We start from the raw sequence: 19392 nt of genomic DNA, 5'->3' as shown, positions 1-19392 counted from the left end.
CTCACCAACAACACCGAATTCGTTGGGTGGCACCCCGGAGTGCATTAGCCGAGTGTCTGCCGCAGGGATGCGGCAGCCAAGTCTCCAGGGATGGATTCACGACGTCTCGGATAAGGCACTCCGGGGTGACACCTTTGCACCGATCCGGTTTTGACCTGTGTGAACACCAGGCCAGCCAGCAACACTGAATTTAACGGGTGGCACCCCGGAGCACGTTAACCGAGTGTCTGCCGCAGGGATGCGGCAGCCAGGTTTGCGCTAATGCCGCGCAATATATCAAAGTTAACATTTCGCACTGCGACGTCCCGGATAGCGTGCTCCGTAGTAACACCTTACCACCGCACCCGCTTTTAATTTTTTATCACGGCTTTGGGACGACGCTTACCGCTGCCCAGCGTTTTGCTTTCCAAAAACAGTCTCCGCATTCATTGCAACCCCTCACTCCCTTTTCACTTTCTTAGCACTAATTTTACGATTTCTCTTATCAAGTCTTCTGCCACACCGACCGATAACCGTACTGGTCTATTACACAGGAGAGAGCGATGACAACAATCAATACCAACTCCACCACTTCAATTGGCTCCGGAAGCTCAGGCGGCGGGTCAACTTCTCAGATCGCCAGCCTTAACAAGCAGATTACTCAGCTACAGAATCAGCTGAAGTCGCTGGGAACGGATGACACGCTGACGACGGAGCAAAAATCTGAACAGCAACAGCTGATAGAAACCCAAATCCAGCTGATTGAGGCGCAGATAGCTCAGATTGAGCAACAGCAGGCTGAGAAAGCGCAGGAGCAGCAGAGTAACAATAAAGCTGAAACGGCCGTCACTGCTAAATCGGGTGACGGCGTTAACCGTCCAACGGCAAGCAATGCGCTGGATGTGTATATTTAAAACGCTGGTGTAATTTCCCGTTGCTGCGTCAGCAGGGCAGCCTGCTGGCGCACTTCCTGCCAGATAGCCTCTGCGGCGGGCGTCAGCGAACGATTTTTCCGTCGTACCAGCATAATAGTTCTGTTGATCTCCGGCACCATTCGCCTGACCAGCAACGCTCTGCCCTGTGGTAAGGGGAGTGCAAGCGCCGGTAAAATACTGATGCCAATCCCCGCTTCCACCATCGGATAGAGCGTGGCGGGATGACCAATTTCCTGCACAATCTCCGCCTGTACCTGCTGCACCCGCAGCGCTTCATCAATCAGTACACGACTGCCGGAAGCGTAATCCTGTAAAACCAGTTGGCGCTTATTAAGCATATTCCAGTGAATTGTCTGTTGTGCCGCCAGCGGGTCATCCTGCCGGCAAAGCAGTAGAAAGGGTTCATCAAGAATGGCTTCACAGGCAAAATCTTCCACCGGCAGCGGCCCGATAACAATGCCGAAATCGACTTCAGCATTGCGGATGCTTTGCAGTACCCACTGTTGCGGGCGGTCTCGCAACATCACTCTGATTTCCGGAAAGTGCACCTGACCTGCGGCCAGACACTGCGGCATAAGATGGGCTGAGATGGTCTGGCTTGCCGCGACACGCACAGTGCCGCTTCTTTGCTGCCCATAGCTGCGTACGTCCAGTAAGGTGGTGTTAAGCTCTTCCAGCAGCCTTTCAAGACGACTGGCAAGTTGCTCGCCCGCTTCAGTCAGCAGCACTTCGCGCGTGGTCCGATCCAGCAGACGAATGCCCATTTCCCCTTCCAGCTCTTTAATACTGTGGCTGACTGCCGACTGGCTAAGCCCAATCAGCTGCCCGGCCTGACTGAAGCTACCCTGATGGGCTACGGCGACAAAAACACGAAGCTGCCTGAGCGTATAATTCATCTGATTTATTCATATATGTATTCAATAAATCAATTTTATTTCTAAACCCACCTGCCGCACAATAGCGATCATTATTTATTTAACCAGGCATTAACAATGGGCATTTTTCGTATTGATCCACTGATGTTGAAACTGATTATCACCGTGCTGCTGGCAACCTTTCTGCCTGCGCGTGGGCACTTTGTGGATTTCTTTGAATGGCTTACAACCGCTGCCATTGCGCTGCTGTTTTTTATGCACGGCGCAAAGCTTTCACGCGAAAAGATTATTGCCGGTGGTGGCCACTGGCGCCTGCACCTCTGGGTGATGTGCAGCACGTTTGTGCTGTTCCCACTTCTCGGCCTGCTGTTTGTATGGTTGCATCCCCTGCCTGTTAGCGCAGAAATTTATACCGGCTTTCTCTACCTTTGTATTTTGCCAGCTACTGTTCAGTCCGCCATTGCCCTGACGTCACTGGCAGGCGGAAACGTTGCCGCTGCCGTATGCAGCGCATCCGCCTCCAGCCTGCTTGGCGTCTTTATTTCCCCTCTGCTGGTTGGTCTGGTGATGAACGTGCATAACGATGCGGCCAGCGGTAACCTGGAGCAGATTGGTAAAATCATGCTGCAACTGCTGGTACCATTTGTGCTGGGGCATATTTCACGCCGCTGGATTGCTGGCTGGGTAGAGAGAAACCGTGGACTGATTGGTAAAACTGACCAGGCTTCGATCCTGCTGGTGGTGTATTCCGCCTTCAGCGAGGCGGTGGTGAACGGCATCTGGCATCGCGTGGGCGCTGCTACTCTGCTCTATATCCTGGTGGGCAGTCTGGGCATCTTGTTTGTGGCTCTGGCTATCAATCTGCTGGTGGCGCGTCTGTTTAAGTTTAACCGTGCGGATGAGATCACCATCCTGTTTTGCGGTTCGAAAAAGAGCCTGGCGAACGGTGTGCCAATGGCGAATATCCTGTTCCCCACCGCATCTGTCGGGATTATTGTGCTGCCGCTGATGATTTTCCATCAGGTACAGTTGATGGTCTGTTCAATGCTGGCACAGCGATATAAAAAAGCGGGTGAGAAGCGGGCGGCAAAACTTCAGGAGGGCAAAGGCCCGGTGGTTGAGTCGCAGAAATCACTTCACTGATTGCTCAGTACCCGCTAACAGAAAACCAGCAAGGAGATCCCTTAGCTGGTTTTCCATTTTATGAAGCGGCGGTTGAGTTTACTTAACGTTTCAACGGTCTGACCAGGCCTTCCAGTCCCTCAACCTTTATTGCCAGGGTGAGCTGTAAAAGCTCACCCAAATGGCCCGCCGGGAATTCACCCTTGCGGGCGAACCAGAGCAGATACTCTTCCGGCAGATCGATCAGCGCCCTGCCCTTGTATTTGCCAAACGGCATCAGGGTGTTGGCAATTTCCAGCAGATTCTCTTTTTCCACTTTAATCGCTCAGCAAACGGATCATCTCCGCTTCATCAATGACCTCAATGCCCAGCTCCTGCGCCTTATCCAGCTTGGAACCCGCCGCCTCGCCCGCTATTACCAGGTCGGTTTTCTTCGAGACGCTGCCGCTGACTTTGGCACCCAGCGCCGTCAGGCGATCTTTGGCTTCATCGCGCGAGAGAATATTCAGCGAACCGGTAAGTACCACCGTTTTACCGGCAAACGGACTGTCGATCTCTTCCGCATTAACCACTTCCACCGCAGGCCAGCTAATGCCCGCCTCTTCCACCAGCTGACGGATAACCTCGCGGTTGCTCTCTTCATCCATAAAGTTTCGGACATGGCTGGCTACCACCTTACCCACATCCTGAACGGCAATAAGCGCATCGAGATCGGCGGCAATAATTTTTTCCAGTGAGCCAAAATGCGCAGCCAGGTTTGCGGCGGTCGCTTCACCTACTTCCGTGATACCCAGTGAGTAGAGGAAACGGGCCAGCGTGGTCTCTTTGGCTTTTGTCAGCGCGTTGACCACATTCTGCGCCGATTTCGGCCCCATGCGATCCAGCCCGGTAAGCTTGCCTGCAGTCAACGTGAACAGGTCTGCCGGCGTTTTGACGTACTCTTTCTCCACCAACTGATCGATAATTTTATCGCCCAGACCATCCACATCCATCGCCCTTCGGGAGACGAAATGCTTAAGCGCCCCTTTCCGTTGCGCGCCGCAGATCAACCCGCCCGTACAGCGAGCCACCACTTCGCCTTCCACGCGTTCAACGTCGGAACCACAGACCGGGCAATGCGTCGGGAAAACCACTTCCCTGGCATCCTGCGGACGTTCAGAAGCCACCACACCGACTACCTGAGGGATAACGTCGCCAGCACGACGGATAACGACCTTGTCGCCAATGCGCAGCCCAAGACGATCGATCTCGTCGGCGTTGTGCAATGTGGCATTACTCACCATCACACCCGCAACCTGAACCGGTTCCAGCCTCGCTACAGGCGTGATAGCGCCGGTGCGTCCCACCTGAAACTCGACATCACGTACTGTGGTCATCTGTTCCTGCGCCGGGAATTTGAAGGCAATCGCCCAGCGTGGCGCTCGTGCCACATAACCGAGCTGCTCCTGGAGATCCTGCGAGTCGACTTTGATCACCACACCATCAATATCAAAGCCCAGCGTGGCGCGATCCTGCTCAACCTGACGGTAGAAAGCCAGCACCTCATCACTGCTGTGACAGAGGCGAATACGGTCGCTTACCGGCAGTCCCCACGCCTTAAACTGCTGCAAACGCGCCATGTGACTGCCTGGCATTTCGCCGCCTTCAAGCAGCCCCACGCCGTAGCAGAAAAAGGTCAGCGGACGTTTAGCGGTGATACGGGGATCGAGCTGGCGAAGCGAACCTGCGGCCGCATTACGGGGATTAGCAAAAACCTTGCTGCCGGTGCGGCGTGCTTCCTCGTTTAATGCTTCAAAGCCAGCCTGCGGCATAAAGACTTCACCACGTACTTCCACGCGAGCAGGAATATTCTCGCCATGCAGGCGAAGAGGAATGGCGCGGATGGTGCGCACGTTAACCGTGATGTTCTCTCCGGTGGTGCCATCGCCGCGCGTCGCCGCCCGGACCAGCAAACCGTTTTCATACAGCAGGCTGACGGCCAGACCATCTAACTTCAGTTCGCAGCAGAAGGTAATGTCGTCGCTGTTTTTCAGGCGGTCCCGCACACGCTTGTAGAAGGCAAGATAACTCTCTTCATCAAAAACGTTATCCAGCGACAGCATCGGCATCTCATGCCGTACCTGCTCAAACGCACCGAGCGGCGCGGCCCCCACCCGCTGGGTAGGCGAGTCCGGCGTAATCAGCTCAGGGTGGGCCGCTTCCAGGTCGCGCAGTTCACGCATCAGCCGATCGTATTCAGCGTCCGGCACCTCAGGGTTGTCCATCACATGGTACTGATATTCATGATGACGAAGCGTGGTCTGCAGCGCAGTAATTTTGTCTTGTAAGGATTCCATAGCGGCACCATAGAGATAAAAAACCCCCGACTGGCGGGGGCATTGAAAGGGGAAGCTTACCTTAAGACTCAACGCGTCAGGCGTTGGCCTCAATGACGTCACGAATACGGTTTTTATAGGTTTCCAGCTTCTGCGGCGTCATCATCCGACGTTCATCATCCAGCACCACGCCGCCGACATCATCCGCGATACGCTGTGCGGATTGCAGCATCAGCTTGAAGTTCTGATTCGCATCGCCATAAGAAGGCACCATCATAAAGATAGAGACGCCAGGCGTGGAGAAATCAGACATCTCGTCCGGGTTGAAGGAGCCAGGCTTGACCATATTTGCCAGGCTGAACAGCACCGGGCCGCTACCGGCAGGACTCAGGTGGCGGTGGAAAATGTTCATCTCACCAAACTGGAAACCCGCCTGAAGCACGCCCTGCAGCAGCGCTTCACCATTCAATACGCCACCTGCATGTGCCCCCACGTGCAGAACCAGCACCGTTTCTTTCGCCCGTTCAGGCTTGGGCGCTACAGGCTGTGCCGCCTCAGGCGCAGGCTCTGGTTTAAATTCAGGAGCTGGAGCAACCTCTGGCTTCACGCCAGCCGCATTTTCTGCAGGCTGACGCGGTGCTTCTGGCTGCGGCTGACTAACCGGTTCCGGTTCCTCATCGAAATCATATTCCGGTTCAGGTGCATGCGGCAGCTCGCCGCCAAACAGCGGATCAAGCTCGGGCTGTTCATCAACCGGATGCTGATGACGCACTGGCTCAGGCTGAGCACGAGGTTTGGTCGGGCGCGGCGGCGCTTCATCAGCCCCAAAAGCAGGCGGAGAAACCGGCTCTTCTGCACGCGAACGTTTCACACGCACTTCACCTACGCCATCATCGGCGTCGTCAAATGCCTCTTCTCTATCCTGTTTTAAACGCTTGTGAGGGCGATCGCGAAAAACGGATGAGCGCTCTTTACGGCTGGTCCACAAGCCGTGAAGTAAAAGCGCTATTATGGCGATCGCGCCAACAACGATTAATATCAGACGCAAATCCTGCATCATTGTATTCTCTGTTGTTCCAATACCTTGCCACCGCGGCAAACTTTATCCTCTAACTGTATTTGCCCTGGATAACAAGTGCAAGTCCGTGCAGTATTTTCTGACAAATAAGCGTGTATCAACACGGTTTTTTGCTGTTTTTTCGTTCAAAAGCACACTGGTACGCGTAAATAGCCATGCTACCGAAGCGTCTGTAAGGAGAAAATCAGGCCATGACCTCTAATTTCAACCCGAAATCCGGCAACGGCATACACTATTTTGCCCAAGGCTGGAAACTGATCCGGCTGCCAGGTATTCGCCGTTTTGTTATCGTGCCGCTGCTGGTTAATTTTTTGCTGATGGGGGGTGCCTTTATCTGGCTTTTCTGGCAACTGGGGCAGTGGCTCCCGGCGCTGATGGCGAAAGTTCCCGACTGGCTGCAATGGTTAAGCTATTTGCTCTGGCCGCTGACGGTGATTTCCATCGTACTGGTCTTCAGCTACTTCTTCTCTACCCTTGCTAACTGGATTGCCGCCCCGTTTTGTGGCCTGCTGGCGGAGCAGCTTGAAGCCCGACTGACGGGAAAACCGCTGCCGGACAGCGGCTGGTCTGCCCTGCTCAGGGACCTGCCCCGCATCATGAAGCGTGAGTGGCAAAAGCTCGCTTACTACCTGCCCCGCGCCCTGATCTTACTGATACTCTACTTTGTGCCTGGGTTTGGTCAGACGGTTGCCCCTGTACTGTGGTTCCTGTTCAGCGCCTGGATGCTCTCCATTCAATACTGCGATTATCCGTTCGATAACCATAAAGTCAGCTTCCAGCAGATGCGGGCCGCACTGCGTCGTAACAAAACTGACAATATGCAGTTTGGGGCGCTGGTCAGCCTGTTTACCATGATCCCTATACTGAATCTGGCGATTATGCCGGTAGCCGTCTGCGGGGCGACAGCGATGTGGGTTGACCGTTATCGCGCCACGCTGGGACGAGTAAAGTAAGGCCTTATGCCTTTTCAGTTGCCCTTATTGCTGCTTAACATATATATATACGATTTCATCACTTCCTTGAGAAACTGAAGCGGGTATGCTCGTAGCGTTTCCCAAATTTCACACAGTTAAGGACGGGCTATGAGCAAGATCTATGAAGACAACTCGTTAACAATCGGCCATACGCCGCTGGTTCGACTGAACCGCATCGGTAACGGACGCATTCTGGCCAAAGTGGAATCCCGTAACCCGAGCTTCAGCGTGAAATGCCGTATCGGTGCCAATATGATATGGGACGCCGAGAAGCGTGGCATATTAAAACCCGGCGTTGAGCTGGTGGAACCTACCAGCGGTAATACCGGCATTGCACTGGCCTATGTCGCTGCGGCACGGGGTTACAAGCTGACCCTGACCATGCCAGAAACCATGAGCGTGGAGCGCCGCAAGCTGCTGAAAGCGCTGGGTGCTAACCTGATCCTGACCGAAGGCGCTAAAGGGATGAAAGGCGCAATTGCCAAAGCGGAAGAGATTGTGGCGGGAAATCCGGACAAATTTGTTCTGCTTCAGCAGTTCAGCAACCCGGCAAACCCGGAGATCCATGAGAAAACCACCGGCCCGGAAATCTGGGAAGATACCGATGGCAACGTAGATGTCTTTATCGCTGGTGTTGGAACAGGCGGAACCCTGACCGGGGTTAGCCGTTATCTGAAAAACACTAAAGGCAAAAAGGATCTGATTTCCGTTGCGGTAGAACCTACCGACTCGCCGGTTATCGCCCAGGCGCTGGCCGGTGAAGAGATCAAGCCCGGCCCGCATAAAATTCAGGGCATCGGCGCTGGCTTTATTCCGGGCAACCTTGAACTGAATCTGATCGATCGCGTAGTCGCTATTACCAACGAAGAATCTATCTCTACCGCCCGTCGCCTGATGGAAGAGGAAGGTATTCTTGCCGGGATCTCCTCCGGTGCTGCCGTTGCCGCCGCGCTGAAGCTGCAGGAAGAAGAAGCATTTGCCAACAAAACGATTGTGGTGATTTTACCCTCTTCCGGCGAGCGTTATCTGAGTACCGCTCTGTTTGCCGATCTCTTTACTGAAAAAGAGTTGCAGCAGTAAGCTTACTGACCCAGATTTGTCTAAAAAAGCACCCAAACGGGTGCTTTTTTGTGGAGCATGTCAAAGTTTTACCACGCTACAGATTGCTTTTACCCGTGGGTGTCTGGTATCAAAGCCACCATTATTTCGATCCGCAAAATTAATCGTACTGTGCGATGGATCAAGCTGAATCGATTTACTCATTTGGCGCGGCAGCGTAATTCGCGGCATAATGGGAAAAGGAAAGCGAGACGAAAGCGGCAAAGTGGCGCGGCCTCCTTTCTGCCCTTAACAGCGCATTTTTTGGCGCGTCTTAGTACGCATGCCAGCGCGACTCATCCAGGCTAAAGTCCTGTCACCAGGCTAGACTTTAGGTCGATAACATCTAACCAAATTAAGTTGGGGAAAAAGAATGTTCCAGCAAGAAGTTACTATCACCGCACCTAATGGCCTCCATACTCGCCCTGCTGCACAGTTCGTGAAAGAAGCGAAAGCTTTTGCATCAGATATCACCGTGACCTCTAACGGCAAATCAGCCAGCGCCAAGAGCCTGTTCAAACTGCAAACCCTGGGTCTGACTCAGGGAACCGTTGTGACTCTTTCTGCTGAAGGTGAAGATGAGCAGAAAGCGGTAGAACATCTGGTTAAGCTGATGGCAGAGCTCGAATAAGCTCCCCTTCTCAGGCTGAGCCAGCCAACTGAATGCAGACATATTGATCGCGGACAGCACGTCCGCGTTGTTGCTTTCGTAGAGTACCTTCCAGTACAGAGTGGGGCAGCCAGCGCGAGACGATGGCAGCTGATAACGCTGGCTCGCTGAGTGGATTAGCCAACAGTTTCTGGGTTGATCGCCTCAGGTGATTACTAGTCATTAAAAAGGTAGGGTTATGATTTCAGGTATTTTAGCATCACCGGGTATCGCTTTTGGCAAAGCGCTTTTGCTGAAAGAAGATGAAATAGTCATCAACCGGAAAAAAATTGCTGCCGACCAGGTTGAGCAGGAAGTTCAGCGTTTTCTTGATGGCCGCACCAAAGCTGCCGCGCAGCTGGAAGCGATCAAAATCAAAGCCGGTGAAACATTCGGTGAAGAGAAAGAAGCGATCTTCGAAGGCCACATTATGTTGCTGGAAGATGAAGAGCTGGAACAGGAAATCATAGCCCTGATTAAAGACGAGCTGGCTTCTGCCGATGCGGCTGCCTTCTCGGTGATTGAAGGTCAGGCTAAAGCTCTGGAAGAGCTGGATGATGAATACCTGAAAGAGCGCGCCGCCGACGTACGTGATATCGGTAAGCGTCTGCTGCAAAATATTCTTGGCCTGCATATTGTTGATCTCAGCGCTATCGCTGACGAAGTGGTGCTGGTGGCGAAGGATTTAACCCCTTCAGAGACCGCGCAGCTGAACCTCAACAAGGTGCTGGGCTTTATTACTGATTTGGGTGGCCGCACCTCGCACACCTCAATTATGGCACGCTCGCTGGAGCTGCCCGCCATCGTTGGCACCGGCAGCGTGACCAGCCAGGTGAAAAACGACGATTACCTGATTCTGGACGGCGTTAACAACCAGGTTTATGTGAACCCGACCCCAGAGCAGATTGAAGAGCTTAAGGCTATTCATAATCAGTATGTGACAGAGAAAAACGATCTCGCGAAGCTGAAAGATCTGCCAGCCATCACGCTGGACGGCCATCAGGTTGAGGTTTGCGCCAACATTGGTACCGTGCGTGATGTTGCCGGTGCAGAGCGTAACGGTGCTGAAGGCGTGGGCCTGTACCGTACCGAGTTCCTGTTTATGGACCGCGAGTCACTGCCAACTGAAGAAGAGCAGTTCCAGGCTTATAAAGCGGTGGCGGAAGCGATGGGCTCTCAGGCCGTTATCGTGCGTACCATGGACATTGGCGGCGATAAAGACCTGCCCTATATGAACCTGCCAAAAGAAGATAACCCGTTCCTCGGCTGGCGAGCGATCCGCATCGCGATGGATCGTCCGGAAATTCTGCATGCCCAGCTGCGCGCTATCCTGCGTGCTTCTGCCTTCGGCAAGCTGCGCATCATGTTCCCGATGATTATCTCCGTTGAGGAAGTGCGTACGTTAAAAGCTGAGCTGGAGACACTGAAAGCGCAGTTGCGTGAAGAGGGCAAAGCCTTTGATGAAACGATTGAAACCGGAATTATGGTGGAAACGCCTGCTTCCGCGGCCATCGCGCATCATCTGGCTAAAGAAGTCGATTTCTTTAGTATCGGTACCAACGACCTGACCCAGTACACGTTGGCGGTAGATCGCGGCAACGATCTGATTTCTCATCTCTACAACCCAATGACCCCTTCCGTGCTGACACTTATCAAGCAAGTTATTGATGCGTCTCATGCTGAAGGCAAATGGACAGGGATGTGTGGTGAGCTGGCTGGCGATGAACGTGCTACACTGTTGTTATTGGGAATGGGGCTGGATGAATTCAGCATGAGTGCCATTTCTATCCCGCGCATCAAGAAAATTATTCGTAATACGAATTTTGAAGATGCGAAGGCATTAGCAGAGCAGGCTATGGCTCAACCCACAGCGGATGAGTTGATGAATCTGGTTAACAAATTCATTGAAGAAAAAACACTTTGCTGAGACCTGGAACGCTGGCCCAATAATACTGCTTAGGAGAAGATCATGGGTTTGTTTTCAAAACTTTTTGGCGATAAGTCAGATACCGCATCTGGAGCCATCGAGATCGTAGCACCGCTGTCTGGTGAAATCGTCAATATCGAAGACGTACCGGACGTGGTGTTTGCAGAGAAAATTGTTGGCGACGGTATCGCTATCAAACCTACTGGCAATAAAATGGTAGCGCCGGTTGATGGCACCATCGGGAAAATTTTCGAAACCAATCATGCATTTTCCATTGAATCCGACAACGGCATTGAGCTGTTTGTCCACTTCGGAATTGATACGGTTGAACTGAAGGGTGAAGGCTTCAAGCGCATCGCGGAAGAAGGCCAGAAAGTGAAAAAAGGCGATGTGGTTATTGAATTCGACCTGCCACTTCTGGAAGAAAAAGCGAAATCTACGCTGACGCCGGTTGTCATCTCTAACATGGATGAGATCAAAGAGCTGGTTAAACTGACAGGTTCTGTGGTTGTGGGTGAAACGCCTGTGATCCGCATCAAAAAGTAACGGCCTGTTGCGTCCATAAAAAAGCCCGCTGAGCAATCAGGGGGCTTTTTTTTCGGCTTAACCGGCTCAGCACAAACCAGCACGCAATTGGTCTCAGGAGGAGAGCGTGAGTGCCTGACGCAGGCTTAAGGGATCCGGTGAAAAGTCATGCAGATCAAGCTGCTGTTCCAGCTCGTTAAGATGGTCATTCATCACTGACTGCGCCCGTATTACATCCCCCTCTTTCAGCGCCTCAACGATAGCGCCATGCTCGTCACACTGACACGAAGGCACATCATTACGCTGATAAAGGGCAACAATCAGTGAACTGCGAACCATCAGGTTAGCCAGAATTTCACTCAGCACTTTATTACCGCTGATTTCACCAAGCAACAGATGGAACCGGCTGAATTCACGAACGATATCGCGGCGATCCTGATGAGCAATGGCCTCTTTTTCCGTTCTCTGCTGCGCTTCAAGCTCGCTGAGATGAACCGCCATCAGCTCCGGAGTGATACAGGCAATAATCGCGCTCTCAATGGCGCGACGGGCAGTGAAAATCTCTCGCGCCTCACGGGCTTCCGGCTTGGCTACCATCGCGCCACGGTTTGGTTCAATGGTGACGATATGCTGTAACGCCAACCGTTGCAAAGCTGACTGAACGTGATTCCGGTTCGCCTCCAGTACCTCAACAATCTGCGCCTCAACCAGCCGCGTTCCCGGTTTTAAACGATGCTGAGCGATGGCGAGGGACAACGCTTCAACAATGCGCTGCACTTCCTGTTGCTTAGTGGTTACTGATTTACTCACCCTTACCTCACGCGCGTGACTGCTGACGATTTTAGCCATCAATCATAGCACTCTGCATCACTATTAAACCACCCAGTGCGGCAGCCGGAGCGTCAGTTCCAGCCCGCCATGCTTGCCGTTAACCGCACTGACGTCGCCCTGATGCGCCAACAGGACTTTGCGCACTATAGAGAGTCCCAGGCCATAGCCTTTGCCAGAAAGCGGGGAATTCACCCGCACGAAAGGATCGAAAATGCTGGAGAGCTTATCCGCATCCACCCCCGGCCCCTGGTCAATAACGGTGATGGTCAGCCAGCCCTGCTCCTGCTTCAAAGAGATCCTGACCTGCTCCCCCTGAAGCGAGAAGCGCAACGCATTACGCACTACGTTCTCAACCGCAGACCTGATCAGCTTGGCATCGCCTTTTACCGTGTAATCTCCCGCCTCGTCAGCGTAGAGCAGGACCTCCACGCCGGGCACCTGCGCTTCATAACGGGCGTCATTGGTGACTGCCTCAAGCAGGCCAAGCAGGTCGAAATATTGCTCATCGGGCAGCGTCTCATGTTCCGCGCGGGAGAGCGTCAGCAGTTCGCCAATCATTTTATCCAGCCGTCTGGCCTCTTCATCAATCCGATCCAGCGACTGGCCCACCGATTCCGGCGTCTGTCTTGCCAGACCCGTAGCCAGTTGCAGACGCGCCAGCGGAGAGCGTAACTCATGCGAGACGTCATGCAGCAGCGCCTCGCGGGCCTGGACCAGCACCGAGAGCCGCTCAACCATCGCATCGAAATCCTGCGCCACTACCGACAGTTCATCATGGCGCCTGCGCATGGTCGGGAACAGCCGTACGGAAAGGTCGCCTTTAGAGACGCGGGTAAATCCTTCACGAAGCTGGCGCATTGGTCGCGTCAGATTCCACGCCAGCAGCAGGCTGAACAGCAGACCGCCGCCGCCAGCAATAAACAGCAGTGGCTCCGGTACGTTAAGGAAATTATGGGGATGACCGCCCATGTTGCTGTCTGCACGCAGCCCCTGCACATCATACCTGAGCTGATATTGCTGCCCGTCAGCACCAGTCACCCACTCGATCACCTCTTTGGGGAAATCTCCAGGCCGTAAATTACGGCTCAGATCTTCTCGTGGGATCTCCTGCGGCGGCTTTGGCATCAGCTGAACCGAGAAAAAGCGTCGGTCGTTATCTGACCAGTCGGCCATCATGTCGTTCAGCGCATCCATGCCGCCACGTTGCAATACGGAAACCGCAGAGGTCATTTGCAGATTGACGATGCGTCGCGCCGCCAGGTTTTCCGGCGGTTCGTGGTGCTTACCGTAAAGCGTGAAGCCCAGCCATAGTAGCTGGCTCATGATCAGAAACGTCAGCCAGAACCCCAGCAGGATTTTCCAGAATAACAGCCCGCTAAAACCGGCTCTCATCGGATACGGTAGCCTATGCTGCGCACCGTTTCGATAGTGATGGTGTCATTGGTCAGAGCCGCCAGTTTCTGGCGAATATTGCTGATATGCACATCCACGCTGCGGTCATAAGCTTCACGAGGACGCCCTAACCCTTTCTCTGACAGTTCATCTTTCGACACCACCCGATCGGGAGAACGCAGCAGCAGATCCAGCAGGTTAAATTCTGAAGCCGTCAGGTCAAAAGGCTGCTTTTTCCACTCGCTGATACGTGTTGCCGGGTTCAGCGTCAGGTCGCCCCAGCTGGCCAGCTCTTTACTTTCTACAATCACCGGCTGCTCTTCCACGCGACGCAGTACGGCACGTAGCCTGGCTACCAGCTCCCGTGGATAACAGGGTTTTGGCACATAATCGTCTGCGCCCATCTCCAGCCCGATGACCCGATCGATGTTGTCGCCTTTAGCAGTCAGCATGATCACCGGCAGGCGGCAGTTCTGGCGAACCTGACGCAGCACGTCGATACCGCTCATATCGGGCAGCATAATGTCCAGGATCATCGCGTTATACTCACCTGACATCGCCCCTTCCACGCCCGCTTTGCCGGTTAATACCAGCGAAGCATCAAATCCTTCAGCAATCAGGTACTGACTGAGCATGGTGCCCAGTTCGAGATCGTCGTCGACCAGTAAAATTTTCATGCAGTCTCTCTCAGTGATCCAGCCGCTATTTTCACCTGTTGCTGCAACAATAGCAGCAGGTTTTACCCAATCCTTACAGTGTATCAGCAGGAAAGAGGGGCGGCAGCGAGAGTGTAAAAGATAAGCTGTTGAAAGCGCAGGCCGCACAACCGGCAACCTGCAGGAAGAGAGAAGCGGGGAAGATTAGTAGACACCAGTGGAGAGATAGCGATCGCCGCGATCGCAGATAATTGCCACCACGACGCTCCCCGGCTGCTCTTGTGCAATTCGCAGCGCTCCGGCAACCGCACCGCCGGAACTTACGCCGCAGAAAACGCCTTCCTGACGCGCCAGTAGCCGCATGGTCTGTTCTGCTTCCTGCTGAGACATATCTATCACGCGGTCTACCAGATCGGGCTGATAGATGCCCGGCAGATAGGCGGAAGACCAGCGCCGGATACCCGGGATACTGCTGCCCTCTTCCGGCTGCAATCCTACAATCTGAACGCGGTCACTTTGCTCTTTCAGGTAACGCCCTACGCCAGTAATGGTGCCGGTGGTACCCATGCTGGAGACGAAATGGGTGAGTCGCCCGGCGGACTGCTGCCAGATTTCCGGCCCGGTAGTGGCATAGTGGGCAAGCGGATTATCGGGATTATTAAACTGATCGAGAACTTTACCCTCGCCTCTGGCCTGCATCTCCGCAGCAAGGTCGCGTGCCCCTTCCATGCCCAGCTCACGGCTGATTAACACCAGCTCCGCGCCATAGGCCCGCATCGCAGCCTGGCGTTCAACGCTCATGTTTTCCGGCATCAGCAGCTTCAGGGCGTAGCCTTTCATGGCGGCGATCATCGCCAGCGCAATGCCGGTATTGCCGCTGGTCGCTTCGATTAGCTGGTCGCCGGGCTTAATTTCACCACGCAGCTCTGCCTGATGGATCATCGAATAAGCGGCGCGATCTTTTACCGAACCGGCTGGATTATTGCCTTCCAGCTTAAGCCAGATTTCACTGCCGTTGTCAGGCCCCAGGCGCTGAAGCCCAATCAGCGGCGTGTTGCCGATGGTATTTTCTAAGGTTGTCACTGTGCGGTCCCAGGGATAGGCCAGAAAAGCTGGCAATAAAAAAGGGCCAGGCTGGCCTGACCCTGTTGTTAATGAAAATATCAGGCGCTTTGTGCAAAGGCAACCTGTCGCAGTGGCGTTTCGCCTTTATAGAGGCGCGCCTGCTGCAGGCCAACAAACAGCTGCTCGCCCCGGACTGGCGCGGTTTGTATTCCTTCAACTACCAGCGTAACCGGCTCCCCTCCCCAGCCAGCAGGCATCGCGGTAACCTGCCAGTAGTGGCCGCGAGGGCTGACTTCCAGAACCTGAACCGGCAGCGGCGTCTCAAGGCTGCTCTGGCGGCTGACGTCAACTTCCCACGGACGCAGGAACAGCTCTACCGCGCCTTGGTGGGCAGGCGCATAACCCAGCGGCCAGTGGTGCGCCCCTACGTGGAACTGCGAGCCGTGCACTTCAGCATCAAAACGGTTCACTTCGCCCAGGAACTCCAGCACAAAGCGGGTTGCGGGATCGCGCCACACTTCATCCGGCGTGCCGACCTGTTCGATGTTGCCCTGGCTCATCACCACAACACGATCGGCCACTTCCATTGCCTCTTCCTGATCGTGGGTCACAAAGACGCTGGTGAATTTCAGCTCTTCATGCAGCTGACGCAGCCAGCGACGAAGCTCTTTACGCACCTGCGCATCCAGCGCGCCAAAAGGTTCATCAAGCAGCAGAATTTCCGGTTCAACCGCCAGCGCACGGGCCAGCGCTACACGCTGTTTCTGGCCGCCGGAGAGCTGAGCGGGGAAACGCCCAGCCAGATGGCTGAGCTGCACCATTTCCAGCAGCTTAGTGACTTTTTGCCTGATAGCCGCTGCGGAAGGACGTTCACGGCGTGGCAGCACGGTCAGCCCAAAAGCAATGTTGTCAAACACCGTCATGTGGCGGAACAGCGCATAATGCTGGAACACAAACCCTACATGGCGGTCACGGGCGTGCAGCTGCGTGACATCTTTACCCTGGAAGCTCAGCCGACCGCTGCTCTGGCTTTCTAGTCCGGCGATAATGCGCAGTAAAGTGGTTTTCCCGGAGCCGGAAGGCCCAAGCAGCGCCACCATCTGACCAGAAGGGATATCCAGTGAAATATCGTTCAGGACCTTAGTACGGCCGAAAGATTTGTTAATTTTGCTGATATCAATGCTCATGGTTCCCCTCCTGTTGCAGGCGCTTCTGCTGTTGCTCTAACCGCCATTGCAGCCCGCTTTTCAGAAACAGCGTAAGAATAGCTATCAGGGTCAACAGGCCCGCCGCCGTAAAGGCTCCCACGGTGTTGTAATCCTGATGCAGTAGTTCAACTTGTAATGGCAGCGTGTAGGTCTCGCCGCGAATCGATCCCGAGACTACCGAGACCGCACCAAACTCGCCAATAGCACGGGCATTGGTTAAAACCAGGCCATAAAGCAGCGCCCAACGAATGTTCGGCAAGGTCACCCGCCAGAACATTTTCCAGCCCGACGCCCCTAACAGCACTGCCGCTTCATCTTCATTGCTTCCCTGACTGAGCATCACCGGCACCAGCTCACGCACCACAAACGGACAGGTCACGAAAATGGTGACCATCGCCATGCCCGGCCAGGAGAACATCAGTGCGATGTTGTGTGCGTCCAGCCAGCCGCCAGCGGGACCGTTCACGCCCCAGAACAGCAGATACATCAGCCCCGCCACCACCGGCGACACGGCAAAAGGAATATCGAACAGCGTCAGCAGCAGCTGACGTCCAGGGAAATCAAAGCGCGTAACCAGCCAGGCGAGCAGCGTACCGAACACCAGGTTAACCGGCACGGTTATCAGCGCCATCAGGATGGTGAGCCAGATGGAGTGCAGCATGTCGCCATTTTGCAGATTGCTGAACACCGCGCCGATGCCTTCCGAAAAGGCGCTGGCGAAGATGGCGGCCATCGGCACTACCAGCAGTGCCAGCGAAATCACAATGCCCAGCGCAATCAGAACCCATTTGCCCCAGTTGGGGCGGCTGCGGCTCATGCCCTTCAAGTCTGTTACATCAGCCATTAATGACCTCCAATACGACGGCCAAAGCGGCTCTGTAAGGTGTTAATCGCAAACAGCAGCAGCAGCGAGGCGGCCAGGATCACTGAAGCAATCGCGCTTGCCGCCGGATAATCGAACTCCTGGAGTCGGACAAAAATCATCAGTGAGGTCACTTCAGTTTTCCATGCGATGTTGCCGGCGATAAAAATCACCGCGCCAAACTCGCCCAGGCTACGGGTAAAAGAGAGCGCCGTGCCCGCCAGCAAGGCTGGTGCGACCTCGGGCAGAACAACGCGGCGGAAGCTCTGCCACGGCGTGGCGCCCAGCGTTTCTGCCGCTTCTTCATATTCTGGTCCCAGCTCTTCAAGCACTGGCTGTACGGTACGCACCACAAACGGAATGCTGGTAAACGCCATCGCTACCGCAATGCCCAGCCAGGTGTAAGAGACCTTGATATCAAACTGTGCCAGCCACTGACCGTACCAGCCGTTAACAGAAAACAGCCCGGCCAACGTCAGGCCCGCCACGGCTGTGGGTAAGGCGAAAGGCAAATCCATCAGGCCATCCAGCAGCGTGCGCCCTGGAAAACGGTAACGGGTCAGGATCCACGCCATCAGCATGCCGAAAAAGGCGTTAAACAGTGAGGCGACACCGGCAGAGAGCAGCGTCACCTTATAGGCCGCCATTACCTGCGGGTTGGTGATCACTTCCCAGTACTGGGAAAGCGTCATCTGCGACAGCTGCATCAGCAGCGCGCTGATCGGCAGCAGCAGGATCAGGCAGGTGAAAAACAGGCTGCTGCCCAGGCTGATACCAAATCCTGGAAGTACACGCTTACTTCTGGTGGCAAACATTACTGATGTCCCGCAGCTAACAATTTATCCAGCTCACCGCCGCTGGCAAACTGCGTTTTCATGACCTGCTCCCAGCCGCCAAACGCCTCTTCAACGCGGAAGAGATCCACCGGCGGGAAGCGCTCTTTCTGCTGCGCCATCAGCTCAGGGTTGTTTACGCGGTAGTAGTACTGCGTAATGATTTTTTGCGCCTGAGGCGTATAGAGATAATTCAGGTAAGCTTTGGCCGCTTTTTCGGTGTCGTTAGCCTTGATGTTTTTATCCACCCAGGCCACCGGGAACTCCGCCAGGATATTGGTTTTGGGGACCACCACTTCATAGCCCTCTTTGGCGTACTGATTGCGGATGTTATTCACTTCTGACTCAAAACTGATCAGCACGTCGCCCTGCCCCCGCTCCACAAAGGTGGTGGTGGCTCCGCGACCGCCGGTATCAAACACTTCGACGTTTTTCAGAAACTGGGTCATAAACTCTGTGGTCTTCGCCTGGCTTTTGCCATCCGCTTTATCGGCGGCTCCACGGGCAGCAAGATAGGTATAGCGACCATTGCCGGAGGTTTTAGGGTTCGGGAACACCAGCTTCACATCACTTTTCACCAGATCGCTCCAGTCGTGGATGTTCTTTGGGTTGCCCTTACGCACCAGGAAAGCCATGGTCGAATAAAACGGGGAGCTGTTATTCGGCAGACGTTTCTGCCAGTCCGCCGGGATCAGGTTGCCGCGATCGTGCAGGATCTCTACGTCAGTCACCTGGTTATAGGTCACCACGTCAGCTTTCAGGCCCTGTAAAATCGCCAGCGCCTGTTTAGAGGAGCCAGCATGGGACTGTTTGATGGTCAGCTTGTCGCCGTTGTTCTGCTCCGCCCACTGTTTCTCAAAAGGGGCATTCAGGGCGACAAACAGCTCGCGAGAGACGTCATAAGAGCTGTTCAGCAGCTCTGTAGCCTGAGCTGACCCGGCCAGCAGCAGCGAAAATGCGGCACTGCTGAAGATTTTTTTCACTGTCGGTAACGTCATGTTGCACCCTGAAAGCGTTCCGGCTTGCGCCCTGAAGAGCACTCAGTTTATCTATAACCCGATGAAAACC

General features: G+C 54.4%; 19 protein-coding genes. 7 read left to right on the top strand and 12 right to left on the bottom strand.

What is annotated here, in order from left to right:
* Positions 1-542: 542 nt before the first annotated feature.
* On the top strand, positions 543-893 hold the full coding sequence (locus SD961_RS14995) for a FlxA-like family protein (RefSeq protein ID WP_318791140.1): 351 nt from the start codon (positions 543-545) through the stop codon (positions 891-893).
* On the opposite strand, the gene SD961_RS14990 is transcribed toward SD961_RS14995, so the two are convergent.
* The gene (locus SD961_RS14990; RefSeq protein ID WP_318791139.1) at positions 890-1810 is read right to left on the bottom strand and encodes a LysR family transcriptional regulator; all 921 of its coding nucleotides are present in this window, start codon (positions 1808-1810) and stop codon (positions 890-892) included. The genes SD961_RS14995 and SD961_RS14990 overlap by 4 nt on opposite strands.
* Positions 1811-1906: 96 nt before the next feature.
* On the opposite strand from SD961_RS14990, the gene SD961_RS14985 reads away from it, so the two are divergent.
* Complete coding sequence (locus tag SD961_RS14985; protein WP_318791138.1) at positions 1907-2932, top strand: bile acid:sodium symporter family protein; 1026 nt, start codon at positions 1907-1909, stop codon at positions 2930-2932.
* An 82-nt stretch (positions 2933-3014) separates the two neighbouring features.
* On the opposite strand, the gene SD961_RS14980 is transcribed toward SD961_RS14985, so the two are convergent.
* The 3 genes from SD961_RS14980 to zipA all read right to left on the bottom strand — a co-directional run bounded on the left by SD961_RS14980 (position 3015) and on the right by zipA (position 6286).
* Positions 3015-3227: a DUF3820 family protein gene (locus SD961_RS14980; RefSeq protein WP_318791137.1), complete on the bottom strand. Its 213-nt coding sequence runs from the start codon at positions 3225-3227 to the stop codon at positions 3015-3017.
* A gap of 1 nt (position 3228) precedes the next feature.
* Positions 3229-5247, bottom strand: a complete 2019-nt coding sequence (ligA, locus tag SD961_RS14975) for an NAD-dependent DNA ligase LigA (RefSeq protein WP_318791136.1) — start codon at positions 5245-5247, stop codon at positions 3229-3231.
* A gap of 76 nt (positions 5248-5323) precedes the next feature.
* Entirely contained in the window at positions 5324-6286 is a 963-nt protein-coding gene (zipA, locus tag SD961_RS14970) for a cell division protein ZipA (RefSeq protein WP_318791135.1), read from the bottom strand.
* Positions 6287-6495: 209 nt separating this feature from the next.
* Here zipA and cysZ point away from each other — a divergent pair, with 209 nt between their 5' ends.
* From cysZ to crr, 5 genes are all read left to right on the top strand, one after another.
* Positions 6496-7257, top strand: coding sequence for a sulfate transporter CysZ (cysZ, locus tag SD961_RS14965; protein WP_318791134.1), 762 nt, complete (start codon positions 6496-6498; stop codon positions 7255-7257).
* Between the two features lie 129 nt (positions 7258-7386).
* A complete protein-coding gene (cysK, locus tag SD961_RS14960) occupies positions 7387-8358 on the top strand; it encodes a cysteine synthase A (RefSeq protein WP_318791133.1) in 972 nt (323 codons plus the stop codon).
* A gap of 391 nt (positions 8359-8749) precedes the next feature.
* A complete protein-coding gene (ptsH, locus tag SD961_RS14955; RefSeq protein WP_004158914.1) occupies positions 8750-9007 on the top strand; it encodes a phosphocarrier protein Hpr in 258 nt (85 codons plus the stop codon).
* A gap of 217 nt (positions 9008-9224) precedes the next feature.
* A complete protein-coding gene (gene ptsI / locus SD961_RS14950; RefSeq protein WP_318791132.1) occupies positions 9225-10952 on the top strand; it encodes a phosphoenolpyruvate-protein phosphotransferase PtsI in 1728 nt (575 codons plus the stop codon).
* A 42-nt stretch (positions 10953-10994) separates the two neighbouring features.
* Complete coding sequence (crr, locus tag SD961_RS14945; protein ID WP_306211410.1) at positions 10995-11498, top strand: PTS glucose transporter subunit IIA; 504 nt, start codon at positions 10995-10997, stop codon at positions 11496-11498.
* 93 nt (positions 11499-11591) lie between these two features.
* Here crr and SD961_RS14940 read toward each other — a convergent pair whose 3' ends face one another.
* From SD961_RS14940 to SD961_RS14905, 8 genes are all read right to left on the bottom strand, one after another.
* A complete protein-coding gene (locus SD961_RS14940; protein ID WP_318791131.1) occupies positions 11592-12287 on the bottom strand; it encodes a GntR family transcriptional regulator in 696 nt (231 codons plus the stop codon).
* Between the two features lie 63 nt (positions 12288-12350).
* Positions 12351-13700, bottom strand: coding sequence for an ATP-binding protein (locus SD961_RS14935; protein WP_318791130.1), 1350 nt, complete (start codon positions 13698-13700; stop codon positions 12351-12353).
* Complete coding sequence (locus tag SD961_RS14930) at positions 13697-14377, bottom strand: response regulator transcription factor (RefSeq protein ID WP_318791129.1); 681 nt, start codon at positions 14375-14377, stop codon at positions 13697-13699. The genes SD961_RS14935 and SD961_RS14930 overlap by 4 nt, the downstream gene beginning before the upstream one ends.
* 183 nt (positions 14378-14560) lie before the next feature.
* Positions 14561-15439, bottom strand: a complete 879-nt coding sequence (gene cysM, locus SD961_RS14925; protein ID WP_318791128.1) for a cysteine synthase CysM — start codon at positions 15437-15439, stop codon at positions 14561-14563.
* 80 nt (positions 15440-15519) lie between these two features.
* Complete coding sequence (gene cysA, locus SD961_RS14920; RefSeq protein ID WP_318791127.1) at positions 15520-16608, bottom strand: sulfate/thiosulfate ABC transporter ATP-binding protein CysA; 1089 nt, start codon at positions 16606-16608, stop codon at positions 15520-15522.
* A complete protein-coding gene (gene cysW, locus SD961_RS14915) occupies positions 16598-17473 on the bottom strand; it encodes a sulfate/thiosulfate ABC transporter permease CysW (RefSeq protein WP_318791126.1) in 876 nt (291 codons plus the stop codon). Before cysW ends, cysA begins: the two co-directional genes overlap by 11 nt.
* Complete coding sequence (gene cysT / locus SD961_RS14910) at positions 17473-18306, bottom strand: sulfate/thiosulfate ABC transporter permease CysT (RefSeq protein ID WP_306211403.1); 834 nt, start codon at positions 18304-18306, stop codon at positions 17473-17475. Before cysT ends, cysW begins: the two co-directional genes overlap by 1 nt.
* The gene (locus SD961_RS14905) at positions 18306-19322 is read right to left on the bottom strand and encodes a sulfate ABC transporter substrate-binding protein (RefSeq protein WP_318791125.1); all 1017 of its coding nucleotides are present in this window, start codon (positions 19320-19322) and stop codon (positions 18306-18308) included. The genes cysT and SD961_RS14905 overlap by 1 nt, the downstream gene beginning before the upstream one ends.
* Positions 19323-19392: the final 70 nt, after the last annotated feature.

It is taken from the genome of Erwinia sp. MMLR14_017, from assembly GCF_033657285.1.
Lineage (GTDB): Bacteria > Pseudomonadota > Gammaproteobacteria > Enterobacterales > Enterobacteriaceae > Erwinia.
This window is presented reverse-complemented; position numbering and strand designations above follow the sequence as displayed.

Coding starts and splice junctions, on each gene's coding strand:
- SD961_RS14995 (WP_318791140.1), top strand. CDS start 543: ATGACAACAATCAATACCAACTCCACCACTTCAATTGGCTCCGGAAGC.
- SD961_RS14990 (WP_318791139.1), bottom strand. CDS start 1,810: ATGAATTATACGCTCAGGCAGCTTCGTGTTTTTGTCGCCGTAGCCCAT.
- SD961_RS14985 (WP_318791138.1), top strand. CDS start 1,907: ATGGGCATTTTTCGTATTGATCCACTGATGTTGAAACTGATTATCACC.
- ligA (WP_318791136.1), bottom strand. CDS start 5,247: ATGGAATCCTTACAAGACAAAATTACTGCGCTGCAGACCACGCTTCGT.
- zipA (WP_318791135.1), bottom strand. CDS start 6,286: ATGATGCAGGATTTGCGTCTGATATTAATCGTTGTTGGCGCGATCGCC.
- cysZ (WP_318791134.1), top strand. CDS start 6,496: ATGACCTCTAATTTCAACCCGAAATCCGGCAACGGCATACACTATTTT.
- cysK (WP_318791133.1), top strand. CDS start 7,387: ATGAGCAAGATCTATGAAGACAACTCGTTAACAATCGGCCATACGCCG.
- ptsH (WP_004158914.1), top strand. CDS start 8,750: ATGTTCCAGCAAGAAGTTACTATCACCGCACCTAATGGCCTCCATACT.
- ptsI (WP_318791132.1), top strand. CDS start 9,225: ATGATTTCAGGTATTTTAGCATCACCGGGTATCGCTTTTGGCAAAGCG.
- crr (WP_306211410.1), top strand. CDS start 10,995: ATGGGTTTGTTTTCAAAACTTTTTGGCGATAAGTCAGATACCGCATCT.
- SD961_RS14935 (WP_318791130.1), bottom strand. CDS start 13,700: ATGAGAGCCGGTTTTAGCGGGCTGTTATTCTGGAAAATCCTGCTGGGG.
- SD961_RS14930 (WP_318791129.1), bottom strand. CDS start 14,377: ATGAAAATTTTACTGGTCGACGACGATCTCGAACTGGGCACCATGCTC.
- cysA (WP_318791127.1), bottom strand. CDS start 16,608: ATGAGCATTGATATCAGCAAAATTAACAAATCTTTCGGCCGTACTAAG.
- cysW (WP_318791126.1), bottom strand. CDS start 17,473: ATGGCTGATGTAACAGACTTGAAGGGCATGAGCCGCAGCCGCCCCAAC.
- cysT (WP_306211403.1), bottom strand. CDS start 18,306: ATGTTTGCCACCAGAAGTAAGCGTGTACTTCCAGGATTTGGTATCAGC.
- SD961_RS14905 (WP_318791125.1), bottom strand. CDS start 19,322: ATGACGTTACCGACAGTGAAAAAAATCTTCAGCAGTGCCGCATTTTCG.